Below are 21,354 nucleotides of genomic sequence, written 5' to 3'. Positions count from 1 at the left end.
TCACCCTCCGGCTACCGGTGGGAGGAACACGATCTCGTCGCCATTTTCAAACGGTGTATCCATGGCGACAAACTCACTGTTCAGCGCCGCCTTGACGAAGTTTCGCGGAAGAGTGAAGCTGTACAGAGCTGCCAACTCATCGTACAGTTCCCCGACCGTCTCGGCAGAAGTTTCGTGCGTCTCTGAACTGAGGCCGCGTTGGTCTCGCAAAAGCGCGAAGTGTGTGAGCTGGACGGATTTCATCGGCTACCTCCCGAACCGATTGTCATGCTATCAAGTTCGGTTCCGGCCTCGATGCACTCGGCATCTAGAGGCACGATTAGAAGCCTGTCCGCAAGCGCGAGACCGGAGGTCATGTGCGAGCCTTGGCGGTCCAACGGCGTCGCAAACGGCTTCCCGTCGCGATACTCGGTCGTCGCACGGACAAACTCGAGTCGGCCCGGTTTGCGCCTGATGTGTTTGGTCAGGGTAATGCGAGTGCGCGGTGCGACCGGATGCAGCGATCCCGACATCTTTCTGATCGCGGGAGTGACGAGGGTTTCGAAGGTCACAAGCGCGCTAACGGGGTTCCCCGGTAGGCCAAATACCAAACAGGCACTAGACTTGCCAAAGAACACTGGTTTTCCAGGCTTCATAGCGACCTTCCAAAACAACTCTTTCACTCCGTGTTCCAAGTATACGTTTCGAACAAGATCGCGCTCACCGACGGACACGCCGCCAGAAGAAACTACGATGTCACACTGTTTAGCTAGTCGTTGGAAAGCAGCAACTGTCTCACTAACGCCGTCTCCAACTGTTTCGACAACAACGTCGTTGATGCCGTGCGCTCGAACTGCGGCAGCAAGACCGATAGAGTTGGATTCGAATATCTGCCCAGGTTGCAACTCGCCCCCCGGTTGGACCAGTTCTGCACCGGTCACCATGATTCCGACGGAGGGTCTTTTGTGAACCGTGACCGTCGTGCGACCAAGAGTTGCGAGCGCCGCCGCAGTCGCAGGATTACAACACAGGCCGGCGGATAGCACGGTGTCGCCTGGTCGAATCTCCTCGCCCGCGCGCCTGATGTTTGCTCTTTCACTTACATCGACCGAATTGAGAACCGCAACCTCGCCGTCGTGTTGCACATCCTCTTGCATGACGACCGCGCTCGTTCCGCTGGGGATGCCTGCACCGGTCATGACGCGTATCGTTGTCCCTTGTTCGAGGACAAAAACAGCCGGATCATCGCCGGCGAAGATCGTGCCGAGAACTTTCAACTGCTTACAGCCACGAGCGACATCTTCAGCGTGAATCGCGAAACCATCGACAGCAGAGTTGTCGAAGATCGGCAGGCTGATCGTGGACGTCACGTCTTCGGCGAGGTGCCTTCCCGCGCAGTTTGAAACTGCAACATCTTCAGAACCGAGGACGCCGCAGGACTCGAGCACGATGCGAAGGGCATCGTCGAACGAGATCACAGCTCATCCTCTGCCGCGACAAGCTCGTCGTGCCCTGCGCCACCGAGCACGGCGATCACGTGCATCAGGTGGGGAAGCACCGCGCGTAGCCCCTCTTCCACCGCCTTGGGCGAACCAGGCAGGCAGAGAACCACGGAGTCGCCGGCGATTCCGCAGACCGACCGGCTGAGCATCGCGAACGGAGTTCTGTCCTGACCGTATCTGCGCATCTGTTCGGCTACTCCTGGCAGCTCCTTGTCGAAGATTCGTCGAACCGCCTCCGGAGTGTTGTCGCGCGGACCGGCCCCGGTTCCGCCTGTCAAAACTATGAGCGAAACACTTGGAGACTTAACGAAACTCCGGACAGCGATTTCAATTTCATCGGCGTCATCGGAGACGATCTTCGAATCGACAAGAGTCGCGCCCTGCTCGGTCAAAACGCCCGCAGCAATCGGCCCGGAGATGTCCTCGCGTTCGCCAGAAGACGCAGTATCCGAGACCGTGATGATCGCCACGCCGACCTCTGGAACAGCAGGGAAGTCCGACTTGCCGCCGCGCTTCTCCAATAGCTTGACCTGCTCGATCAAGACGTCGTCGTCGATCATCTTCGTCATGTCGTACAACGTAAGCGCTGCGATGCAGGCGGCGGTCAGCGCCTCCATCTCGATGCCGGTCTTGTAGATCGTTTTGACCGTAGCCGTGATTTCGACAGCGTCGTCAGAAAACGAGAACCGAACGTCGGCAAACTCGATCGGAATCGGGTGGCAGTACGGGATCAGGTCGGACGTGCCCTTTGCCGCCTGAATCCCGGCGACCTTTGCGACGGTGAGCGCATCGCCCTTGGGCAAGTTACCGTCTCTGATGCGGCTGATCGTATCAGCCCGCGCTCGAAGAGTGGCGACCGCCGTTGCGGTCCGGAGGGTGTTGACCTTGTGTGTCACGTCGCGCACGTTTCATCAGCCTCCGATCTGTATCATACTGGCGTTTTTGAGGGATAGGAGGTTTTCCGCCCCTGGGTGGCCGGGCCACTTCTGAAGGATTGCGCCACGTACTACTTCCACGATTTCTTCGCTGTCTGCTCCGGATCGCAATCGCTCGCGCAAGCGCGCTCCGGGTGTCATGAACAGGCACGCCTTGATGTCGCCCTGCGCTGTCAGGCGAATCCTGTTGCACCCCGCGCAGAAGTTCTCCGACATCGAGGTGATGAAGCTGATGGTCCCCTCGCATCCCTCGATGGAGAAATCTCTCGCTACTTGATTTGGTCGCTCCGGCAGCGGCGTGAGCTTATACCGTCGCTCAAGGTCTGAGATCATCTCTTGATAAGGGAGGAACTTTGCGCGGCTCCAGCTGTTGCCCTCGAACGGCATGAACTCGATGAATCGCACGTTGATCGGCCGGTCGCGAACGAACTCTACGAAGTCGCAGACCTCGTCTTCGTTCACTCCGCGCATAGCAACGACGTTCAGTTTTATCGGCGCGAACCCCGCTTCGAGCGCGGCGTCGATTCCGCGCAGGACTTGATCAAACTTTTTCGTTCTCGTTATCTCTTCAAACCGGTCCGCTCGGAGCGAGTCGAGGCTGATGTTGAGCACGTCCAGGCCAGCACTTCGGTACCTGCCGGCCATCTTTCCCAGCGTCGTGCCGTTTGTGGTCATGCAGACTTCGGTAATGCCAGGCGTGCCGGCCACAGACTCGATCAGTGTTTCGACGCCGCGCCGCACAGTTGGTTCTCCGCCGGTGATGCGAACCTTGTTCACTCCGACCTCGGCGAGGGCGGCGACAACGCGCTGGATCTCTTCGAAGCTGAGCAGCTGGTCGCGGGGCGTCCACTCGATGCCCTCGGCAGGCATGCAGTACCGGCAGCGAAGGTTGCACCGATCCGTTATCGAGACGCGGAGGTAAGTGTGCCGCCGACCGTGGCGATCCATCAGCGGGGCAGACCCAGTCTCCGTGCCAACGTCCACAGCGCGCGACACCGTTGCCAGCCCTTCCGAATCTTCGCCGTTCAAGGAGTGGGAAAGCGTGCCGGACGTAAGAGCCGATCTGCTCGTCGGTGTTGCGGAGGTTTTTGGCACTGCATCCATTTTATCACTTACTTCTTTGTAAACATTCCATGGGGCCTGACAAGATCAGCTTTCAACCTGGAATCGCAGGGTCGCCCAGCTTTCCGCAACTTCGCGGTTATGCTGCACGGACTCGACGCAGTGTGAAGGCATCCAGCCCATAATCGTCTACTCAATTCTGAACTCGTTTGTGACCCAAGAGTATGATTCTCGTCATACAGGCGCAGAATCCCGCGTCAGTTAATACAGTATGGATGTTGAAGCGGTCCTGCTCACGGGAGGCGCCAGCAGGCGCATGGGCGCCGACAAGGCGAGCATAGTCGTCGGCGAGGCCACGATGTCGGAGCGGATTCTCGCCGAGTTCGAACGGATTGGAGTTCCGGTCACGGTTCTCGGCAGAACTCCGATAGGAGGTCGGCCGTTCTTGCCGGACCGCGAGGAGTTTCAAGGCCCTGCGAGCGCGCTGTCCCAATTCATGCCATCTTACGGAACAGTGTTCGTCTGTTCGTGCGACATCCCCAGTTTCAACGCGGACGTCGTTCCTGCGTTCCTCCCGCTCATCGTCGGGCGCGACGCAGTCGTTCCAACGATCAACGGGCGAGAGCAGTACTTGTGCGCGTTGTATTCCGCGAGTGTGTTTGCTCGATTTCGGCAAGAGAGTGCCCGCGTAAGCGCTCCGTCGATGAAGCGCATCATCGCTGAGTTGAACGCGCTAGTCGTCGATGAGCCAGCGCTAGAGAAACTAGGTCTCGCACCATCTGCATTCGTAAGCGCGAACACGCCTGATGAGCTTAATGAGGCGATTCAGCGGATGGACGAGCAAGGTGGCGAGTAAATCCCCTTCCTCTTACCGTGATGCAACGTGCGCGGGAGGAGGAAGGGGGCTGGGGGATGGAGGTTCCGTCGGAGCCAGACTCTGCCGCAGACGAAACCTCCCCTCCCCAGCCCTCCCCTCCTCCGCTGGCACGGACATCCAGCGCAAGAGGGGCGGGAGCTCCAGACTCTTCCACTGCGCGGTGCCCCACGCGAGGTTCGGTTCTTAACAGTACAACTGCGAGCTTTCTGCCTGTGATGGCGGTTGGCTCGCAGATTGATTCGATATGTCTCAGACCAGGAGTTAACTGAGGCAGATCGATGATCGACGGGTTTTATGTGCGAAAGATATATATGAATCACACACGCGAGCTTGCCAAAAGGTATCGCCGAGTGACTTCCCGGTCATACGTGGTTGGACCTGCACTGGCTCGTCCGGCTACAAAATATACTATTGATCCCTCCTCCCACAAGTCGGTCGCCACGGTTCGCCTGGCGGCCGCAAGATGTTTTGACATCACGGTTTGATTGCATCGGGTGGCAATCTTGATAAGTAGGCCGTCGGTCACTGACCGGCGGCCGCTTCTTCACTGCTCGAGCGTGATTATCGTTTGGCCGGTGTCGCGGTCGCCCGAACCGAGCTGGCGAGCAAACGAAGAGCGTTATTCCGAATCCGTGGCGAAGCCCTTCTCGCGCCAGCCGAGGGTTCCCCCTTTGATGCTCAACACGTTCGTATAACCGAGCGACTTGAGGAACAGGACGCCGGAGAGCGATGCGTTGCCGAGCTGGCAGACGCTGAGGATGGGTGCGTCCAGAGCCTCGGGCAGCCCCGAGAGGTCCTCGCCCAGCTCGGAGAGCGGCTTGTTCACGGCGCCGGGGATGTGCGCCTCGCGGTACAGTTCACTGGGGCGGACGTCCATCACGAACGGCTTGCTTTGTAGCCAAAGTTCGTGGGCGGCGTCCGCGTCGATGGTCAGAGCCGCGCTGGCGCGCACGTTCTCGATCATTCGGTCCAACAGCTTCTCACGGGGCCCTCCGCCCTGCGGCTGCGCGGCGGCGAGACCCGGCAGATGTCGCGCCAGCGAGGACGGATACTTGAATGCGCTGTCGGGAAAGACCACCACTGCGAGGTTGCCCGGCTCGTCTGGGACCATCTCGAGCAGACCCGCGAGAGCCAGTCCGGAGCTCGGTCCAGCGGTGATGCTCTCCTCCCGGTTGAGCCTAAGGCACATGTCGAACGCAGCCTTATCGTGGACCTCGATCAGGCGGTCATACTGTTCGGGGCGGAACAGCTCGGTCTGTTCAAGCTGGCGGATGCTGCGCACGCCCGGAATGTCGTGGCCCTCGCTGGGATGGACGCCCAGGACCTGGACCTCGGAGCTTTTTTCCTTTAGAAATCGTCCCGCTCCCGTGATGGTTCCGCACGTGCCAAGGCTGGCCACGAAGTGCGTCACCCGGCCTTCGGTCTGGCGCCAGATCTCCGGTCCCGTCGTGCTGTAGTGGGCGTCCGGGTTCGCCTCGTTGGCGTACTGGTTGAGCATATGGAAGCCGGGATGCTCAGCGATCTCCACGGCCTTGGCGATCGCCCCCTCGGGCGCACCAGGCGCCGGACAGAGCGTGTCGTCAAGCTCTATGACATCGGCCCCGAAAAACCGCAGCATCGTGCGCTTCTCAAGCGGTATCTCGATCGACAGGGGTGTGGTGAGGTGGTACCCCTTGGCGTTGGAGAGCATGGCGAGGGCGAAACCGGTGTTGCCTGACGTGGGCTCTACGAGCTGCTGCTCCGCTCCCATCCTCTGGTGCTCCTCGGCGTCCGCCACCATGCTGGCGGCCACCCGGTCCTTGACGGCCCCGAATGGGTTGTACCATTCGAGCTTGGCGTACACCTGCGCGTTCCGAAAAGGCACGACACGGTTGAGCCGTACCAGCGGAGTTGGGTTGTCGACGCTCGAGAGCAGGCCGAGGATAGAGTCGTAGATGCGCAGCGTGTGGTCGTTCATGGCGTGCCAAGGTCTTAATGTACCTAAAAGTAAAGATTCTCTTCGGGCGTGATGTCCGAGCAGATTCCGTTACGGAAGCCTTAAGGCCACGGCAGCTTGCGGATGGCCTGGCATTGGCATAAATGCGCCTTTAGGCCTGGGCGTTTCTTCACTCTTCGAGCGTGATCGTCGCGGTCTTTCCGACGCAGTGGACGGTGTAACTCTTTCCAAGCACCTGCATCCCTTTGAACGTTACGCTCTTCCACGCTTTCGGGAGGTTTGGCCGGATGACGAGCCACTTGCCGTTCTCGATCTTCAGTTTTGCTTCGTCCGGCGGTTCCTCGTCTACGATGCGCACGCCGATGAAGCCGTAGATGACGGAGTTGAGGCATCCCGCGGCGCCGGTCAGGAAGTACGTGAGGTCGGAGCGGCCCGGTCTTTCGCTGAAGAGCATGAGCGGGTTGCCGTCGGTGTACTTCTTCCAGCTATTCCGCCAAGTCTCGTACGCCTCGTCGGCGTCGCCATACCGCGCGCGGATCAGCGCGTAGACGCTGAGCGACATCGCCGGTCCGTTCGGCGACTCCTTGCCCTCGAAGAGGTCGAGGAACGCGATCGGGTCGTCCACGAGGTCCTCGCGCTCGAGCGGCCACAGGATCAGCGGGGCTGCGGCTTGCTGGTACGCCCTCCTCTGGTCGCCGTCATAAGCGAGCAGCCCCTTTTCATCACGCGGGTAGTACATGTTCACGTCGTCGCCGAGGTACTTCTTGATCGTCCAGTCCGCGATCGCGTTGGTGTAAAGGCAGTTGTCGCCCTCGAACCACTCGTCGACTCCGGTGACGTTTCGGACTTCCGACTGTCCATTCTCGTTGACAGCCAAACGGCTCTTGTAATAGTGTGCCACCGCGGTGCCGATGTCTTTTGCAGTACTTGGGTGCTGAAGCCCGAGCGCCGACGCTAGATCAAGGCTCCAGGCGACACCTCCGGACTGATGGTCTTCCTTGACCGTCGGCCCTTCCGTCACGTCGTTGCCGGAGGCGTCGGACTCCCACGGGTAGCGCAGCGGATAGTCAGGAAACACGAAATTGTGTCCTGTGCGTTCGATTGCGTTCGCAGCAAGTTCATATCGTCCGCCGAGCGTTCGGAGATACTGAGACTGCACGTTTTGCACGGTCTGTGATCTGAAGTTCGAAATTTGAGATGCGCTATTGGGATCAACGAAAGCGAGCGCAGGAAACATCCACACGTCCGAGTCCCAGAAAATGTGGCCGTTGTATGTGTCGTTGCTCAGCCCCATCGGGCCGGGCGGCGTATCGGAGCCCATTGACTGGCGCAGATAGAACAGGAACGACCGGATGGCCCTTTGGTCTCCGACCGGGCCGTCGATCTCGATGTCGACCTCGGGCGTGCCCCTTCGCTTGATTGCGCCGAGGAAGCGAGGATCGCTAGCACCCCATTCGACCCCAGCTTTCATTTTGACAACGATTCCATCCATGCCCGGGCCGTCAGTTGACAAGACTGCGTCTTGGTCCGCCATGAATCTCGCGGAGCCGAACAGCTCGCCGTCGAACAAGTAATAGCTCGAAATGCGAACGTTCTTGGAACCGATCTGCTGCTCCCAACTCGTAGCGAGTACTCCGGTGCGAAGGTCTAGGGTCTGTCTATAGTTAGTGCCATTCGTTGGATCGAGGAGGGTGTTGTCGACAGACCACTCGACTTCTGGCACGTAGATAGCTGAACTACTGTATGTCGAGTCGCCCCCAGCGGTCACTAGCGTCGATCCATCTCGTCCGATCCGTATACCGGTGATCCCATCACTGAGATAGGCCGGAGTGTCGTTCGTCGGGTCGGTGCAGACCAGCACCCACGGATCGACGATCTCCTCATACTCCGTCATCGCCGTAGACGGCGTTTCCTGCGGGGTGTCTTGTGAGCACCCGGCCAGCACCACCAGCGCGAGGCTAGCCCAGCTTGTACGTCTCCAAAGTCTCATATCGCAACCGTTCGTTGCCCGGGTTGCTCCTGATCAACACATACTCGGTGTTCTCGAACATGGCAGTCGGTTCAATCACAATCTTCGCAAGCGTGCGTTTCACAGCCTTCGCGTTGCCGGGCATCCCTCTTCGCAGCCTGCCGAACGTCACGTGCGGGTAGTACCTCCGTGTCTCTTTGAACGCCGCCAGCTGGAAGATAGTGTCAGAAAGCCGCTGCTGGAACCGCGCGAGCTTCTCGAGGTCCCCCGCTATCCCGCCGGCGAGCACGCGCGGGGAAGTCGGCTCCGGCAGTCGCACAAGCCCCTCGACGCGCAGGCGAAACGGTTCGCCCTGGACCCCCGCAAGCGCGTCCTTGACCCCTTCCAGCGATCCTTCCTCCGTCTCGCCGAGAAAGTAAAGAGTCAAGTGCATCGCCTCCTCCGCGGTCCAACTGTAGAATCCCGGAGCGCCCTGCTCGACCTGCTCCTGCACTTCAACTAGCTTTCTCTTCACACCATCCGGCAGCCGCACCGCCAAAAAACACCGCACGCCGGATATTGTGACAGGGCTGTCCGCCGTCGGCGGGGTCACTCGCTTTGCTGAATCTAGTTCCTGACTTTCGTCGAACTGACACTGGCCGGGAAGGCGAGCGCGTGATCCTGAGTGGATTGAAGGGCCTCGCGAGCCGCGCACGGTGTCGCGGGAGCGCCACCCTCCAATGCTGTAAGCGTCGCTTGGTCGTTTCATGCCTCAGGACGGGCAAGTGCAGGGATAACAAATTCAGTGATCACGTCCTGAGGCTTTCTGTCGTCGTCCAAGCGCAAAGCCTCCGGACTTGGCACTGTGCAATGCCGAGTTCCCAAGAAAGGCGCGTCCTGAGGCATGCAAGATTCCCCCATTCAGCATTTAGCATTCAGCCCTCCGCATTCTCTGTTCACCCCCTGTGGAAAACTACCGTTGCCGCAAACCCGTCCGACCAATCAGAATGAAGACGTGGGCGGCACGTCCTTCGAGTTCAGTGGAAACGGTCAGCCGTACTCCGGCTATCTCGCCCCCAGCGAGACCGGCAGCGGTCCGGGCGTGATCGTGATTCAGGAGTGGTGGGGGCTGGTAGGGCACATCAAAGACGTCGCTGATAGGTTCTCGAAAGAGGGATTCACCGCGCTTGCTCCGGACTTCTACCACGGCAAGCACACGGACGAACCTGACGAAGCCGGGTCGCTCATGATGGCGCTGGACGTACCCGAGGCAGAGAGGGTCATCCAAGGCGCGGTCGAGGCGTTGCTTGCACACGAGGCCACAACTGGCGAAAAGGTCGGCGTGGTTGGCTTTTGCATGGGCGGTCAGTTGAGCCTCTTCGCAGCGTCGATCAACCCGAAGATCGGGGCCTGCGTCGACTACTACGGCATCCATCCGAACGTGCATCCGAAGCTAGAGGACCTGCGGGCGCCGGTGATGGGGTTCTTCGCCGAGCGCGACGAGCACGTCTGGCCCGCCCAAGTCTCCGTGCTCGATATGAACCTCTCAGAGCTCGGCAAGGAGCACTACTTCAAGACGTACCGCGGCTGCCACCACGCGTTCTTTAACAGCGACAGGCCAGATGTGTACGACCAGGAGGCCGCAGAGGATTCGTGGGCCGCGATGCTGAAGTTTTTCCGGAGGCAGCTGGCCTAGGATGGCCACCGTCGCATCCGGTCGGCACTCGTTTGATCTACAAGACCTTGAGGCGAGCCGGCGTTACGACCTTCTCGTCGGCTTGGTCGTTCCGCGGCCGATCGGGCTCGTCAGCACAGTTAGCGAAGACGGAGTTCCAAATCTGGCGCCGTTCAGCTTCTTCATGGTCGGAGGAATCAACCCGCCGAGCCTGATGTTCTGCCCGCTGATCAAGAAGAATGGGGACGAGAAGGACAGCCTGCAGAACGTGCGGGCGAACGGCGAGTTCGTTGTAAACCTCGTCGACTTCGCGATGGCCAAAGGGATCAACGAGGCCGGGATCAGCTTTGACAGCGACTTCGACGAATGGCAGGTCTCAGGGTTTTCCCCAGAGGAGAGCACGGTTGTGAAACCTGCCCGCGTAAAAGAAAGCGCCGCGCAGTTCGAGTGCAGGCTGCACCAGATCGTTCATCACGGCGACGGTCCGAGCGCGGCGGTCTACGTGATCGGCGAGGCGCTGATTGCCCACGTCGCCGATGAGTTGGTCGATCAAAGTGCCAAGCTGTTGAGGCGGTTCGAGCCGATCGCCCGACTCGGGGGCCCCGACTATTTGAATCTCGCGGATGGAAATTTCTTTGAAATGCCACGTCCAAAGGGGCCGTCCGAATCGTCCGCTGAGTAACTGGAATGGTTGTGATATCGTTGGATTTGCCTAGTTCTACGGGAAGGTGCCGCGCATGAAGCTGAAGCGCGTGAGCATCTACGGATTCAAGACGTTTGCGGATAGGACCGAGGTCGAGGTCGACGCGGACCTTACGGCGATCGTCGGGCCGAACGGCTGCGGCAAGTCGAACATCGTCGACGCCATCCTCTGGGGACTCGGCGAGGCGAAGACCAGTAGCTTGCGCGCCAAGACGAGCGCTGACGTGATCTTTGCCGGCTCAGGCCGCCGGAAAGCGCTTGGCTTTGCCGAAGTCACGCTGACGTTCGACAACGAGGACGGCGCGTTGCCGTTGGACGCTCCCGAGGTCTCGCTGACGCGACGGGTCACCCGGCGCGGCGACAGCAACTACCGAATCAACGGGCGCACGTGCCGACTCAGAGATGTCGTTGACCTCCTTTCCGATTCGGGACTCGGCCGGGCAGGTTATGCGATCGTCGGCCAGCAGGAAATCGACCAGGCGCTGGCTGCATCCCCCGAGCAGCGTCGAAATTGGATCGACGAGGCGGCTGGAGTCATGCGGTACCGCGTGCGCAGGACCGAGTCGCTTCGCCGTTTGGACTCCGCCCAAGATCATCTGGACAGGGTGCACGACATCGTATCGGAGATCGAGACTCAACGCGAGCCGCTGAAAAATGAGGCCGAGACGGCGCGGCGGTACAAGCAGGCGATGACGTCGTTGCGGTCGATGGAATCCGGCATGCTCATCCACGAGGTCGCAAAGATCGTCACCCAGCTCAAGGAAGTAGACGAGCAACTGGTCGGCGCGACCAAGATGGTCGAGCAGGAGACGACCCGGGCAGAAGAGCTCGAGCGCGAAGCCGCCACAACAGCCTCCAAGATCGTGCAGTTGGACACCGACCTGGATGCGCTGCGGCAGAAGTACCAAGAGGAGAGGACCGCCCTCGAAAGGACGATTGCCGAGCGGCAGGTAGCGCAAAGCCGACTGGAGAGCCTTAGCGTGCTGGAAACCAGCCTCGGCGCGGATTCAGAGCAGGCAGACCGGCAGATCAAGGACGCCGCGATCGATTTGGAGAAGGCTGTCGAGGCCGAGAAGAGAGAGGCCGACGCGCTGAGCGCATTGCGCGTTGACCTCTCTGGCGCAGACCAAGAAGCCAGAGGGTTGGCGAAACAGCTTGCAGAGATTGAAAAAGAGCTGGTCGTCGTACGCGAGGCCACGGCCAGAAGCCAGCGCGCCGAGCTGGAGCGAGCGCACAAGCTCGAGCGCCTGAGCGCGATCGAAGTCGAGCTGACGGGCATCCAAGACGGTATCCCGGACATCGAGAAAGCAATTCAGGACGGCGAGAAGGCGTTCGAGGAGATTGACGGCGCAGTAGCGAGTTCCAAGTCAAAGATCGAATCCGCTGTTGCGTCTCTGAAGCAGTTGAGGGAGAAGGAGGAGGAGTGCGCTGCGAAAGTCCGCAGGCTGATGAACGAGCTTGCCGTCCTCGATGGTCGCCGAAGCGGCCTCCAATCGACGATCGACGCGCACGAAGGTTTGGCGCAAGGCGCTCTGGCGATCATGAGCGCAGTCGAAAGCGGGGCTTTGCGCGGATCGTACTTGCCGCTCGGCGAGTGCTTGGAAGTGGACTCGGAGTACGCCCCAGCGGTAGAAGTCGCTCTTGGCGCCGCAGCGAACGATCTAATAGTTAGAGACCTGAAGCACGCTCAAAACGCAGTGGAGCTGCTGAAGTCGCAAAAGCTCGGCCGAGCGACGTTCAGACCGCTGTCGCTCGTTTGGACGCGGCCGCAAACAGCGCGGAAAACGACGTTGCTGCAGCACCCGGGTGTGATCGGTCTAGCCAGCGAGCTGGTCAAGTGCGACGACGCGCACCGGCAGATCGTCGATTCAGTCTTGGACGGGGTCGTCGTCACCGACACCCTTGCGACGAGCCTCGAACTTGCCAAGGAAACCGGTTTTACTTGCCTCGTGTCGCTAGAAGGAGACGTCGTCCACGCGTCCGGATCGATCACGGGAGGCGAGACGGCCAACGGCGGCACTGGCGTCGTTCGAAGGATTGCGGATTTGCACAAGGTCGAGAGTAAGATCGTCGAGCTGACGAAGGAGCTCGAACTGCTCGAAGCCGACCGTGAGAGTTGCGAGCAAGCGCGAGCCGAGCACGGAGCAAAGCTCGACGAGGCGCGAAAGACAGCCGATGGCTTGGTCGTCCAGCACGACGAGTCGAAGTCGTGGCTGCTGAACCTTCGCCATGAGCTGCAAGCCACCGTGAGGGGACAAGAGAAGCTTGAGGCTGAGCGCGATTCGATACAGGCAGAACCTGCGGTTGACGAGAGCGAGATCGACGCGACGAAAGTAGAGCGGCAGAGAGACGAAATCCTCAAGAGCCTCGTCGCAAAGTCTGCCGACGCAGAGGGCGCCGAGGTCAGGTTGCACGAGGCGGATGCAAGGGCTGCAGAAGCGAAGCAGCGGCGGACCGACATCGAGGTTCGTGTTCGGAATCTGACCGACGCACAGGCCGTGCAACGAAGGCGCACCGCCAACCTTGAGCCGGACAGGGAGCGTCAGCGAAAGTTGATCCTCGAAACCGAAACGCGCATTGAAGCGGCTGAAAAATCGGTCGAGAATACTGAGAGCCGACTGAGCGGTCTTGCGACCAAGAAGACGGAAGTGGTCGAGGCTGGCGCGGTCGCGGCAAAGGAAGCAAAGGCTGCCCAGGTCGGCGCCCAGACCTTCGCCGAACAAGCTCATCGGGCAGAGGTCAAGCGTGTGCGGCTCGATACCCGCAGAACCGCCACCGCGCAGCGCTTGGTCGAAGAGTACGGCGTGACCGAGATCGATGCGGTCAATCGCGCGCCCAAAACCGAGATCCCTGCCGACGCCAGACAGCTGGTGCCAAGGCTCCGGCGAGAGTTGAAGGAGATGGGCGACGTCAACTTGGGCGCGATAGAGGCGTTCGAGAGACTCACCGAGCGGCACGAAGAGTTGACGGCGCAGAGCCAGGACATCCTGTCTGGCATGGCCGAGATCAAGGAGAGCATAAACGAGTTGGATCTGTTGACTCAGGACAGGTTTGAAGCCACGTTCGCCAAGCTCCAGGTCGCGTTCGGCGAGACTTTCCGGAAGCTGTTCGACGGCGGAGAGGTGGAGATCGCTCTGCTCGATCCGAAGCACCCCTTGGATTCAGGAGTCGACATCAGGGTGACCGTGCCAGGAAAGAGGCGGCAGCGGCTGGAGCTGTTGAGCGGCGGGGAGAGGGCGCTGGCCGCAACGGCGTTCATCTTCGCTCTGCTCAAGGTCAAGCCAAGCCCACTCGTCATCCTCGATGAGGTCGATGCGCCCCTCGACGGACGGAACGTCGAGCGGTACATCTCTCTTCTGCGCGAGTTCACTGTGAACTCCCAGTTCATTCTGATCACGCACAACCCGGTGACGATCGCGGCTGCCGACGTGTGGTTCGGCGTGACGATGCAAGAGCCAGGAGTCTCGGTCGTGGTTCCGTGCGTGCTGCCAGAGGCCAGACAGGACGGGCTGATACCTGCGAAAGCGTACGTGAAAGGGTGATCCGGGATATACTCCGCTCGAGCGGAGGACGCGGAGAATGGGTAACACGCAATGGGTTCTGATACTTGCAGTTTTTGGTCTGGCAATCGGCTGCGGAGGGGGCAAGGACAACGGAACCGCTGGTGGCGCGAGTGCAGGTGATTCAGGCGTGGTCACGTTTGCGGACGATGTGAAGTTCCTAGAAGAGCACATGAACGATCTAGTCGTGCTCGGCGGTGGAGACGGCCCCGCAATTGCAGTTGCGCCAGCTTATCAGGGCCGCGTGATGACCAGCACGTCGAACGCAAAGTCCGGCGTCGGCAACGGGTTCATCAACTACGAGTTCATCAAGAGCGGGGAACTCGTCCCGCACATCAACGTTTTCGGCGGGGAAGACCGGTTTTGGATCGGGCCCGAGGGAGGGCAGTTCGGTATCTTTTTCAAAGAAGGCGACGAATTCATATTTGATGATTGGCAGACGCCCGAGCTGATCGACACCGCTCCGTACGCCGTCGTGTCGCAGAGTGAGACAGAGGTATCGTTCGAGGCCAGTGGAACGCTCGAGAACTACAGCGGAACCGTGTTCAACGTAGGGATCGAGCGGTCCGTCCGTCTGCTCGATGCGGACGACGTCGAGCGATTCTTGGGCGTGCGTCCGAGCGAAAAGCTGTCCATGGTCGCGTATGAGTCGAAGAGCACGTTGTCGAACACGGGCGATACAGCCTGGACGCGCGAGACAGGGTTGCTGTCGATTTGGATTTTGGGCATGTTCAAGCACTCGGACACCACTGTCGTAACGATGCCGTTTATCGCCGGCTCGGAGGAAGATCTCGGCAAAAAGGTGAATGACGAGTACTTCGGCAAGGTCCCGGAAGACCGGCTGGTAGTTCGAGACGACGTCCTGTTCTTCAAAGCGGACGGCGCGTATCGCAGCAAGATCGGAATCGGTCCCCAACGCGCTCGCTCGTTCGTCGGCAGCTACGATCCGTGGCGGCAGTTGCTCACGATCGTCGAGTACACGTTGCCAGAGGGCGCGACTGACTACGTCAATTCGATGTGGGAGCTTCAGGACGAGCCGTACGGCGGCGACGTAGTCAACAGCTACAACGACGGCCCGCCGTCGGAGGATGAGCCGCCGCTTGGACCGTTCTACGAGTTGGAGTCCAGTTCGCCTGCGATCGCCATCGGTCCGGGCGAATCAGTCACCCATTTTCACAGGACGTTTCACTTCATCGGACCGCAGCCACAGTTGCAAGAGATCGCGACGGCGACCCTCGGAGTCGATCTGAATCTTGTGATCGCAGCGATGGCTGGAGGCGTGCGAGGCTAGGCGGCTTTGTCTACGATATCGGCGTAGTGCGTGGACCGATTCCTGCCGTTCTCCTTTGACCAGTAGAGCGCTCGGTCAGCCTCGTCGATAAGATCGACTTTGGAGAGCTTTCGATTGTCGAGCGTCGTGATTCCGAAGCTTGCTCTGACTGCCGCTGGCGTCCATTCGTGGCGCTCAATGCTCTTGCGGAAGCGCTCACCTACCTTCCTCGCATCTTCGCTACTCGTGTTTGGCAGCACGATGATGAATTCTTCTCCGCCGTATCGCGCGACTAGATCACTGTCCCTGGCTGACTTGCTCAAAATGTCGGCGACTTTTTTCAGAACGTTATCGCCCTCCAGATGTCCGAATTCGTCGTTGAAGAACTTGAAATGGTCCACGTCGAGCAGGATCACAGACAGATCATGTTTGAAAGCCAGCGCCATTTGAAGCTGTTGATCCAAGAAGTCTTGGAACGCGCGGTGGTTAGCGAGCCCCGTAAGCCCGTCTTTGTGAGCCAGCCCCTCGAGCTTTGCGTTTGCGTCCTCCAACTCTAGATGCTGCAACTCCATGATCACGTTGAGGTCGCGGATTTGCCTGAGGCTATCCTCAATCTCGTTGATGTGCTCTAAGCGCAATGTGATGTCTGAGAAGCAGACCACGGCACCGGTTGGTGGCTCGCTTTCGCATTCGACGATCGGCGTTGACTTCAGATTGATCCAAACGGTCTCGTCGGCTTCGCATTTGAATCCAATGACGACGTCGGTAAAGCTCTCGCCATTTGCGATCGAGCGTTGAGATGGGAGCTCGTCTGCCGCAAACAGCTCACCATTCTCCTTGATCGCTCCTGGGATGGCATCAGGGAGATTGGAGCCGACCAACTCTTCCACCGATTTTCCGAGGATTTCACCTGCTCGTGGATTGGCGATGTCGATTCGCCCTTCAGCGGTGAGAATGAACACGCCGCCTTGCATCACTTCGATGGACGTGCCGAAGAGATTGCGACTTGCTTTCAGCTCGGCCTCTGATTTCCGTCGCGACGTGATGTCAAGGCTGGCCGACAGGCCACCGACAACCTTGCCGTCTCGACTCTTGCACGGGATTTCACTTAAGAGAACCCATCGACACTCCCCGCCCTGTGTGACGGTTTCGATTTCAAACTGCTCTATCCGCTTGCCGGAGAGTACGTCGGCGTGGAGCGAACGCCTCAGATCACGATCTTCAGGCCGGAAGATCACGTCGAATATGCTGGCTAGCGCAGCGATGTGCGCCTCAAGACCCCAAAGCTTGGTGGCGGCGTCGTTCCATTCGATGATCTTGCCATCGTGATTGTATGTGAAGCACGCTATGGGCAATCCGTGAAACAGCTCCTCAAAACGGCTCGCAGCGCGCTCGTAAACGGCGAGCCGATCTTGGATTTCATCTGCGGCAGAAATCGGTGCGCGCTCGTATTTGCCGGAATGCGGCGGATTTTCACCAGTACTTCCCATGCTTCGCCAACTCAGCGCGGACCGAACGACTCTTACTTCGCCTGAACCCGGGTTCGCCAAGGGATATCTTTGGCATTTCAGGCTAGATTCATTGCTGATTCTGCCTCAATTCCTAATAGTTGTCGCTACAGAGGCAAGCGGCTAATTGGTGCCGTCAGGTTCACCAAACGCGTCTTGCCTGTGCTCAGGCTCGATCGGGGGTCGCTGTTGGTTGCGCCGGACGGCACTGCATGCTCGAAAAACCGTGAAAACCAGCACCGCCGTAATGATCCAGGCGAACATGCTTCTCGGTCCGCGGTAGATGTTCTTGAAGGTTCTTCCAACTTCGAACCCGATCGCGCGGGTCCGGATCGGGATATTGGCCTTGCCGCATTCGGGGCATCGGGGGCCTGCGTGGCCGAGCATCGCGCAGCGCGTGCAGATCGGACGTCCGCACCGACCGCATCTCAGCCGCGTCTCGACCGTTCGGTGCCGATAGCAGTAGAAGACGCCGTCCTTGTCAGGTACGCGTTTCGCCAACTCAGCGCCGCACCCGGCGCAATTCACGGCGCTGCTGTCGTTATCGTGTTCGCAATGCGGGCAGATCATGTCCGGTGTCGGTACGCGTTAAGCATACCAAGCGAACGTGGAAGTTAAGCCACAGACGAGGCAGGGCAGTAAAGAACCACGTGCCTCCGAGCCTCATCGATCATCTGATCCACGACATCCTGTGGAACGTCGATCTCCTCTAGGACCGCACCAGAAACGGCGAACTCAACGGCCCAGCGCTGCAAGCCGAACTGTCGTGCGTCGGCCATGGTGCGCGCGTAGTGCAGGCAGGCCATCGGACGGAAGTGATCCATCGCCCCTTCCGGGTTGTGCGCGTTGGAGATCACGATCTCAAATAGCTCTGGCAAGCCGAGAGACTTAGCCGCAGCCGGCGCAAGCTCCGCCAACTCGACAGAGTATCGACTCCGGAACCCCTGTTCCAGCGACCAGTTGTTCTCCTTTGCCAGTACGTAGACGGCGTTGAACGCGCGCGGGTGAAGCACTGCAAGCAGTCCAAAAGGGATGTTCTGCAGCACGCCGCCTGCATAAACCTCTTCAGGCACCCAGTCCATCGGCTGTCTCTCATTGGTCGAATGCGTGTACAAGGCGCTTGACAGGAATCCCACGAAGCTGCCGTTCTTGGTGAATCGCTTGGAGTCGAAGAACGATCTCTTGCTGGCCTCAACGATCAACGCTTGTGTCCAAAGGGCAATCGCCATACTTCGTAGCGCACGGAAGCCGAGGACCAAGATCGACTCGCGAACCGTCGTAACCGGTTTCGATCTGCCATGGAACGCCGAAGATGCGACCCGCAGGAGCCCCGCTGTCAAAGCAGGGTCGGAAAGTATCAGAACCTCGATTTCTCGAGGAGACGAATCGGCTGACTCCAGCATCTTGCTGAGCGCCAAAGGAGACTTCGGCAGCTGCGGCAAGGAGCTTGCGCCTTCAAATCTCTCTTGAATTTGGCGATACTCTTCGTGATTCGTCATCCAGCCCTTCCTCCTATTAGGTTCCACATCCTCATAATGCTCACGACACAACCGTTGAGAACAGGCAGAATTGCTAGTATCAGCGACGAAGCTTGTATAGTTGTCAACGCACGATGCAGGCTGGGCCAGAAAATCGTACCGGGGCGGAGGGCCGCCCTCCGCGGCAGCGCGGCAAAATCGGACTGGAAACTCCGCTTTCCGGCCGGTTTTGGGGCGAAAACAAGCGGCTTTTGTTCGCGCCGCCGCAGTGGTACCAAGTGTTGGTCGCGGGCTGTTTTCTTGCGGGCGCCCTCGTGCTGGCCTCGCTCCTGGTTCCACTGCCGGTGATAGGTTCGATCTTTAGCTTCGCAATCGGAGTCTGGCTCGGTCCAGCGTTGATCATGTCTGGATTCTGGGCCTTGCTTTCGTCGGAGTATATGCTGTGCGACCTGCGCTCAAGAACGTACTATCGGAGGGAGGGCGGCGCTGCGTTTCGGCGTGGAAAGCGCGGGTCGCTGATCGAATTAGACGCCGTTGTGCTGCTGACAGAGGAGTTGTCCGTCCTTCCTGCGAGCAGAGTCGTGATATATCGGCTGGTGGTGTACTGGAAGGGGCAGGCCGAGCCGTTGCTCATCGTTGAGCGAGACCAGATGCTGTGCAGGGCTGGGCAGCCGCTCAACTTCGGCTGCAGCAGACTGCTGGTGCTCGGACAGCGGTTTGCGCACGTTCTCGGCGTTCCGTTTTACGACAATTCACAGTACGCGTCTCCAAAACCGTTGCGACTGGTGTAGCGTGCTAGGCGATTACGCCGTACAATAGCTGAGGCATGAACGACGATCTCGATAAAGAGTGGTCGAGTCTCGATATCAATGTGAAGCGGCTTTGGCGCATCGAGGCTGCCATATCGTCGCTTGTCGTCGGTGGGTTGCTGATACCAGTGGACTTCGCGTTCCACGGCGCATTTGACCCGTTGCCTTTTCCGAAAGGCGTTGCGATGATCGTACTCGCTGTGGCTTTCGCCGGCTGGCTTCAGTACTTGGTCGGTCGCAGATTCCACTTCTGGCGGTACAGGTTGGGGGATGCGGACCTGTGCGTCGCCTACGGTATCTATTGGAGAACGAGAGCGTACGTGCCGCGCGTTCGTATCCAACACGTCGACGTGACCGCTGGACCGATCTCGAGAATGCTGGGGCTGGCGATTCTGAGCGTATTCGTTGGTGGCCGGGCAGGGGCTGTTGCGACGATTCCGGGCCTGGCAACGGCTGAGGCCGATCGACTTCGTCGACAGCTATTGAGGCTCGAAGATGCGCAGGTCCAACCGCCGCCATTCGTTGGTGAGGACGTGCCTCCTGTCGCTGCTCGAGAGTCGCAGTTCGACCCTCAGGACGGGGGCTCCACGGATGTCTGAGCCGGTATTTCGCAGGCTGCACCCTCTGACGATCGTCGTGGAGTTGTTCAAGGTTGTTGGAAGATGGATCATTTTCTTTGCGTTCTTGGCCTATCAGCGCATTACCAGCGGCGAAGGGAGCGCGGAGAATTTCTGGATAGAGGCGTTGGGCGGAGTCGCCGTTCTCGCTGCCGTGGCACGGTACTACTCCTACACGTTTGCAATCCACAACGGGCACTTGCACATCCGCTCGGGCATTTTTGTCCGGCAGAACAGAACCATCCCTCTCGATAGAATCCAGAACATCAACCTGCAGAGGACGGTCGTGCACCGGATACTCGGCCTCGTCGATCTGCGGATCGAGACAGCGGCGGGCATTGGCACAGAGGCATCGCTGTCGGCGCTGGACCTCGAAGAGGCGGCGCGTGTCAGAAAGCAACTGGCGCAACACATCGAGCAAACAAAACCTGATGATCCAGCGCAAGGCGGTTACAGCGCGCCGAAGAGCGTCTATCGGATTACGCAAAGGGAGTTGATCTTGGCAGGCGTGACGGAGAATCGCGCGCTGGCGATCATGGGATCTCTGGCGGGACTCTCGTTTTTCTTCCAAGGTCAACTGGCCCCCATCCGCCAGCGATTCTTGGATACTGGCATCGAGATGTGGGCGCTGGTGACGGCCTCGATCGTCATCCTACTGGTAGTCGGCTGCTTGTTCTCGATCGTCTCGACATTCGTCACATACGGCAACTTCGTGCTGACGCGCGAAGACGGCCGTCTGAGGCGCAAGTACGGTCTGCTGACGCAGGTGGAGAGCGTCGTTCCTCTGAGCAGAGTGCAGGTGATGCGGACCACGGAGACGCTCATCCAGCGGGCGCTGAAGCTGTGCAAGCTCTACGTCGAGACCGCAGGCTCCTTTAGCGAGAAGGATATGGGGGGCTCGTCGCTCGTCAGCCCCCTGCTCGAGTCAAAGAGGCTTCCAACGATAGCTCGCTCAGTTCTGCCGGACAAGCTTGATCAGCCGTTGATCTGGAAGCCCGTCAGCAAGCGGACGGTGCGAAAGCACTTTCAAGTCAGGCTTGTCGGCTTCGGAGTCCTGATCGCAGTTTCGAGCTTTTTCTTCGGCCCTGTCGCGTTTTATGCACTGATTCCGGCCGCACTGCTCGCGTGGCTTACCGGGGTCATCGCGTACAAGACGCTGGCTTACGGGATCGGTGAAAAGGTGTTGGGGTCGCGGCTCGGCCTTCTCAACAGGTGGACTTGGTACGTGCCGCACGAAAAGATCCAGGCGGTAACCATGAGACAGAGTCCGTTCCAGCGAAGGCTGGACTTGATCTCCGTCAGCCTATTTACTGGTGCGAGCGGGCCAGGCTCGGTGGCCTCCGTGATCGATCTGAGGAGTGCGGACGCCGAAAATCTCGCCGACTTAGCACACCAAAGAAGCATCCGGACCGGCCGTCCCACGGGCGACGGTTTGTAGCTTTCCGGTAACAAATCGCGACTCGCAGGGGGTACAAGTGTCTGGAAGCCTACGGCTG

Annotated in this window: 18 protein-coding genes; 8 read left to right on the top strand and 10 right to left on the bottom strand. The window is 59.5% G+C overall.

Going from position 1 to position 21,354, the window contains the following annotated elements; translation table 11 throughout:
• Genes IH944_01810 through moaA form a run of 4 tightly spaced genes read right to left on the bottom strand, consistent with a single transcriptional unit; the run spans position 1 to position 3,511 of the window.
• Positions 1–243 carry a MoaD/ThiS family protein gene (locus IH944_01810; GenBank protein ID MCH7903285.1) on the bottom strand — a complete coding sequence of 81 codons (243 nt, stop codon included), beginning with the start codon at positions 241–243 and terminating at the stop codon, positions 1–3.
• Entirely contained in the window at positions 240–1,457 is a 1,218-nt protein-coding gene (locus IH944_01805) for a molybdopterin molybdotransferase MoeA (GenBank protein ID MCH7903284.1), read from the bottom strand. Before IH944_01805 ends, IH944_01810 begins: the two co-directional genes overlap by 4 nt.
• The gene (locus IH944_01800; GenBank protein MCH7903283.1) at positions 1,454–2,386 is read right to left on the bottom strand and encodes a bifunctional molybdenum cofactor biosynthesis protein MoaC/MoaB; all 933 of its coding nucleotides are present in this window, start codon (positions 2,384–2,386) and stop codon (positions 1,454–1,456) included. The genes IH944_01805 and IH944_01800 overlap by 4 nt, the downstream gene beginning before the upstream one ends.
• A gap of 6 nt (positions 2,387–2,392) precedes the next feature.
• Complete coding sequence (moaA, locus tag IH944_01795; protein ID MCH7903282.1) at positions 2,393–3,511, bottom strand: GTP 3',8-cyclase MoaA; 1,119 nt, start codon at positions 3,509–3,511, stop codon at positions 2,393–2,395.
• Between the two features lie 238 nt (positions 3,512–3,749).
• Between moaA and IH944_01790 the strand changes: the two genes are divergently transcribed.
• The gene (locus IH944_01790) at positions 3,750–4,334 is read left to right on the top strand and encodes a molybdenum cofactor guanylyltransferase (GenBank protein ID MCH7903281.1); all 585 of its coding nucleotides are present in this window, start codon (positions 3,750–3,752) and stop codon (positions 4,332–4,334) included.
• A 640-nt stretch (positions 4,335–4,974) separates the two neighbouring features.
• On the opposite strand, the gene IH944_01785 is transcribed toward IH944_01790, so the two are convergent.
• The 3 genes from IH944_01785 to thpR all read right to left on the bottom strand — a co-directional run bounded on the left by IH944_01785 (position 4,975) and on the right by thpR (position 8,810).
• Positions 4,975–6,312 (bottom strand): pyridoxal-phosphate dependent enzyme, encoded by a 1,338-nt coding sequence (locus IH944_01785; GenBank protein MCH7903280.1) that lies wholly within the window; start codon positions 6,310–6,312, stop codon positions 4,975–4,977.
• Between the two features lie 148 nt (positions 6,313–6,460).
• On the bottom strand, positions 6,461–8,281 hold the full coding sequence (locus IH944_01780; GenBank protein MCH7903279.1) for a hypothetical protein: 1,821 nt from the start codon (positions 8,279–8,281) through the stop codon (positions 6,461–6,463).
• Positions 8,250–8,810, bottom strand: a complete 561-nt coding sequence (thpR, locus tag IH944_01775) for an RNA 2',3'-cyclic phosphodiesterase (protein MCH7903278.1) — start codon at positions 8,808–8,810, stop codon at positions 8,250–8,252. Before thpR ends, IH944_01780 begins: the two co-directional genes overlap by 32 nt.
• A gap of 333 nt (positions 8,811–9,143) precedes the next feature.
• On the opposite strand from thpR, the gene IH944_01770 reads away from it, so the two are divergent.
• From IH944_01770 to IH944_01755, 4 genes are all read left to right on the top strand, one after another.
• A complete protein-coding gene (locus IH944_01770; GenBank protein ID MCH7903277.1) occupies positions 9,144–9,935 on the top strand; it encodes a dienelactone hydrolase family protein in 792 nt (263 codons plus the stop codon).
• Position 9,936: 1 nt separating this feature from the next.
• A complete protein-coding gene (locus IH944_01765) occupies positions 9,937–10,596 on the top strand; it encodes a flavin reductase family protein (protein ID MCH7903276.1) in 660 nt (219 codons plus the stop codon).
• 55 nt (positions 10,597–10,651) lie between these two features.
• Positions 10,652–14,158, top strand: a complete 3,507-nt coding sequence (gene smc / locus IH944_01760) for a chromosome segregation protein SMC (GenBank protein ID MCH7903275.1) — start codon at positions 10,652–10,654, stop codon at positions 14,156–14,158.
• Between the two features lie 148 nt (positions 14,159–14,306).
• Positions 14,307–15,467, top strand: coding sequence for a hypothetical protein (locus IH944_01755; GenBank protein MCH7903274.1), 1,161 nt, complete (start codon positions 14,307–14,309; stop codon positions 15,465–15,467).
• On the opposite strand, the gene IH944_01750 is transcribed toward IH944_01755, so the two are convergent.
• From IH944_01750 to IH944_01740, 3 genes are all read right to left on the bottom strand, one after another.
• Positions 15,464–16,936 (bottom strand): diguanylate cyclase, encoded by a 1,473-nt coding sequence (locus tag IH944_01750; GenBank protein ID MCH7903273.1) that lies wholly within the window; start codon positions 16,934–16,936, stop codon positions 15,464–15,466. The two genes, IH944_01755 and IH944_01750, sit on opposite strands and share 4 nt — an antisense overlap.
• 141 nt (positions 16,937–17,077) lie before the next feature.
• Positions 17,078–17,455, bottom strand: a complete 378-nt coding sequence (locus tag IH944_01745) for a hypothetical protein (protein ID MCH7903272.1) — start codon at positions 17,453–17,455, stop codon at positions 17,078–17,080.
• A gap of 113 nt (positions 17,456–17,568) precedes the next feature.
• The gene (locus tag IH944_01740; GenBank protein ID MCH7903271.1) at positions 17,569–18,453 is read right to left on the bottom strand and encodes an HDOD domain-containing protein; all 885 of its coding nucleotides are present in this window, start codon (positions 18,451–18,453) and stop codon (positions 17,569–17,571) included.
• Between the two features lie 113 nt (positions 18,454–18,566).
• On the opposite strand from IH944_01740, the gene IH944_01735 reads away from it, so the two are divergent.
• The 3 genes from IH944_01735 to IH944_01725 are packed head-to-tail and all read left to right on the top strand — an operon-like array spanning position 18,567 to position 21,296.
• Entirely contained in the window at positions 18,567–19,223 is a 657-nt protein-coding gene (locus IH944_01735; protein MCH7903270.1) for a hypothetical protein, read from the top strand.
• A 35-nt stretch (positions 19,224–19,258) separates the two neighbouring features.
• Positions 19,259–19,840, top strand: coding sequence for a PH domain-containing protein (locus IH944_01730; protein MCH7903269.1), 582 nt, complete (start codon positions 19,259–19,261; stop codon positions 19,838–19,840).
• Positions 19,833–21,296, top strand: a complete 1,464-nt coding sequence (locus IH944_01725; protein MCH7903268.1) for a PH domain-containing protein — start codon at positions 19,833–19,835, stop codon at positions 21,294–21,296. Before IH944_01730 ends, IH944_01725 begins: the two co-directional genes overlap by 8 nt.
• Positions 21,297–21,354 lie beyond the last annotated feature (58 nt).

The sequence above is a fragment of the Armatimonadota bacterium genome (assembly GCA_022563855.1).
Taxonomy (GTDB): Bacteria; Armatimonadota; Fimbriimonadia; order Fimbriimonadales; family Fimbriimonadaceae; genus JADFMN01.
Note: the sequence above shows the minus strand (reverse complement) of the source record. Positions and strands in the feature narration are given on the sequence as shown.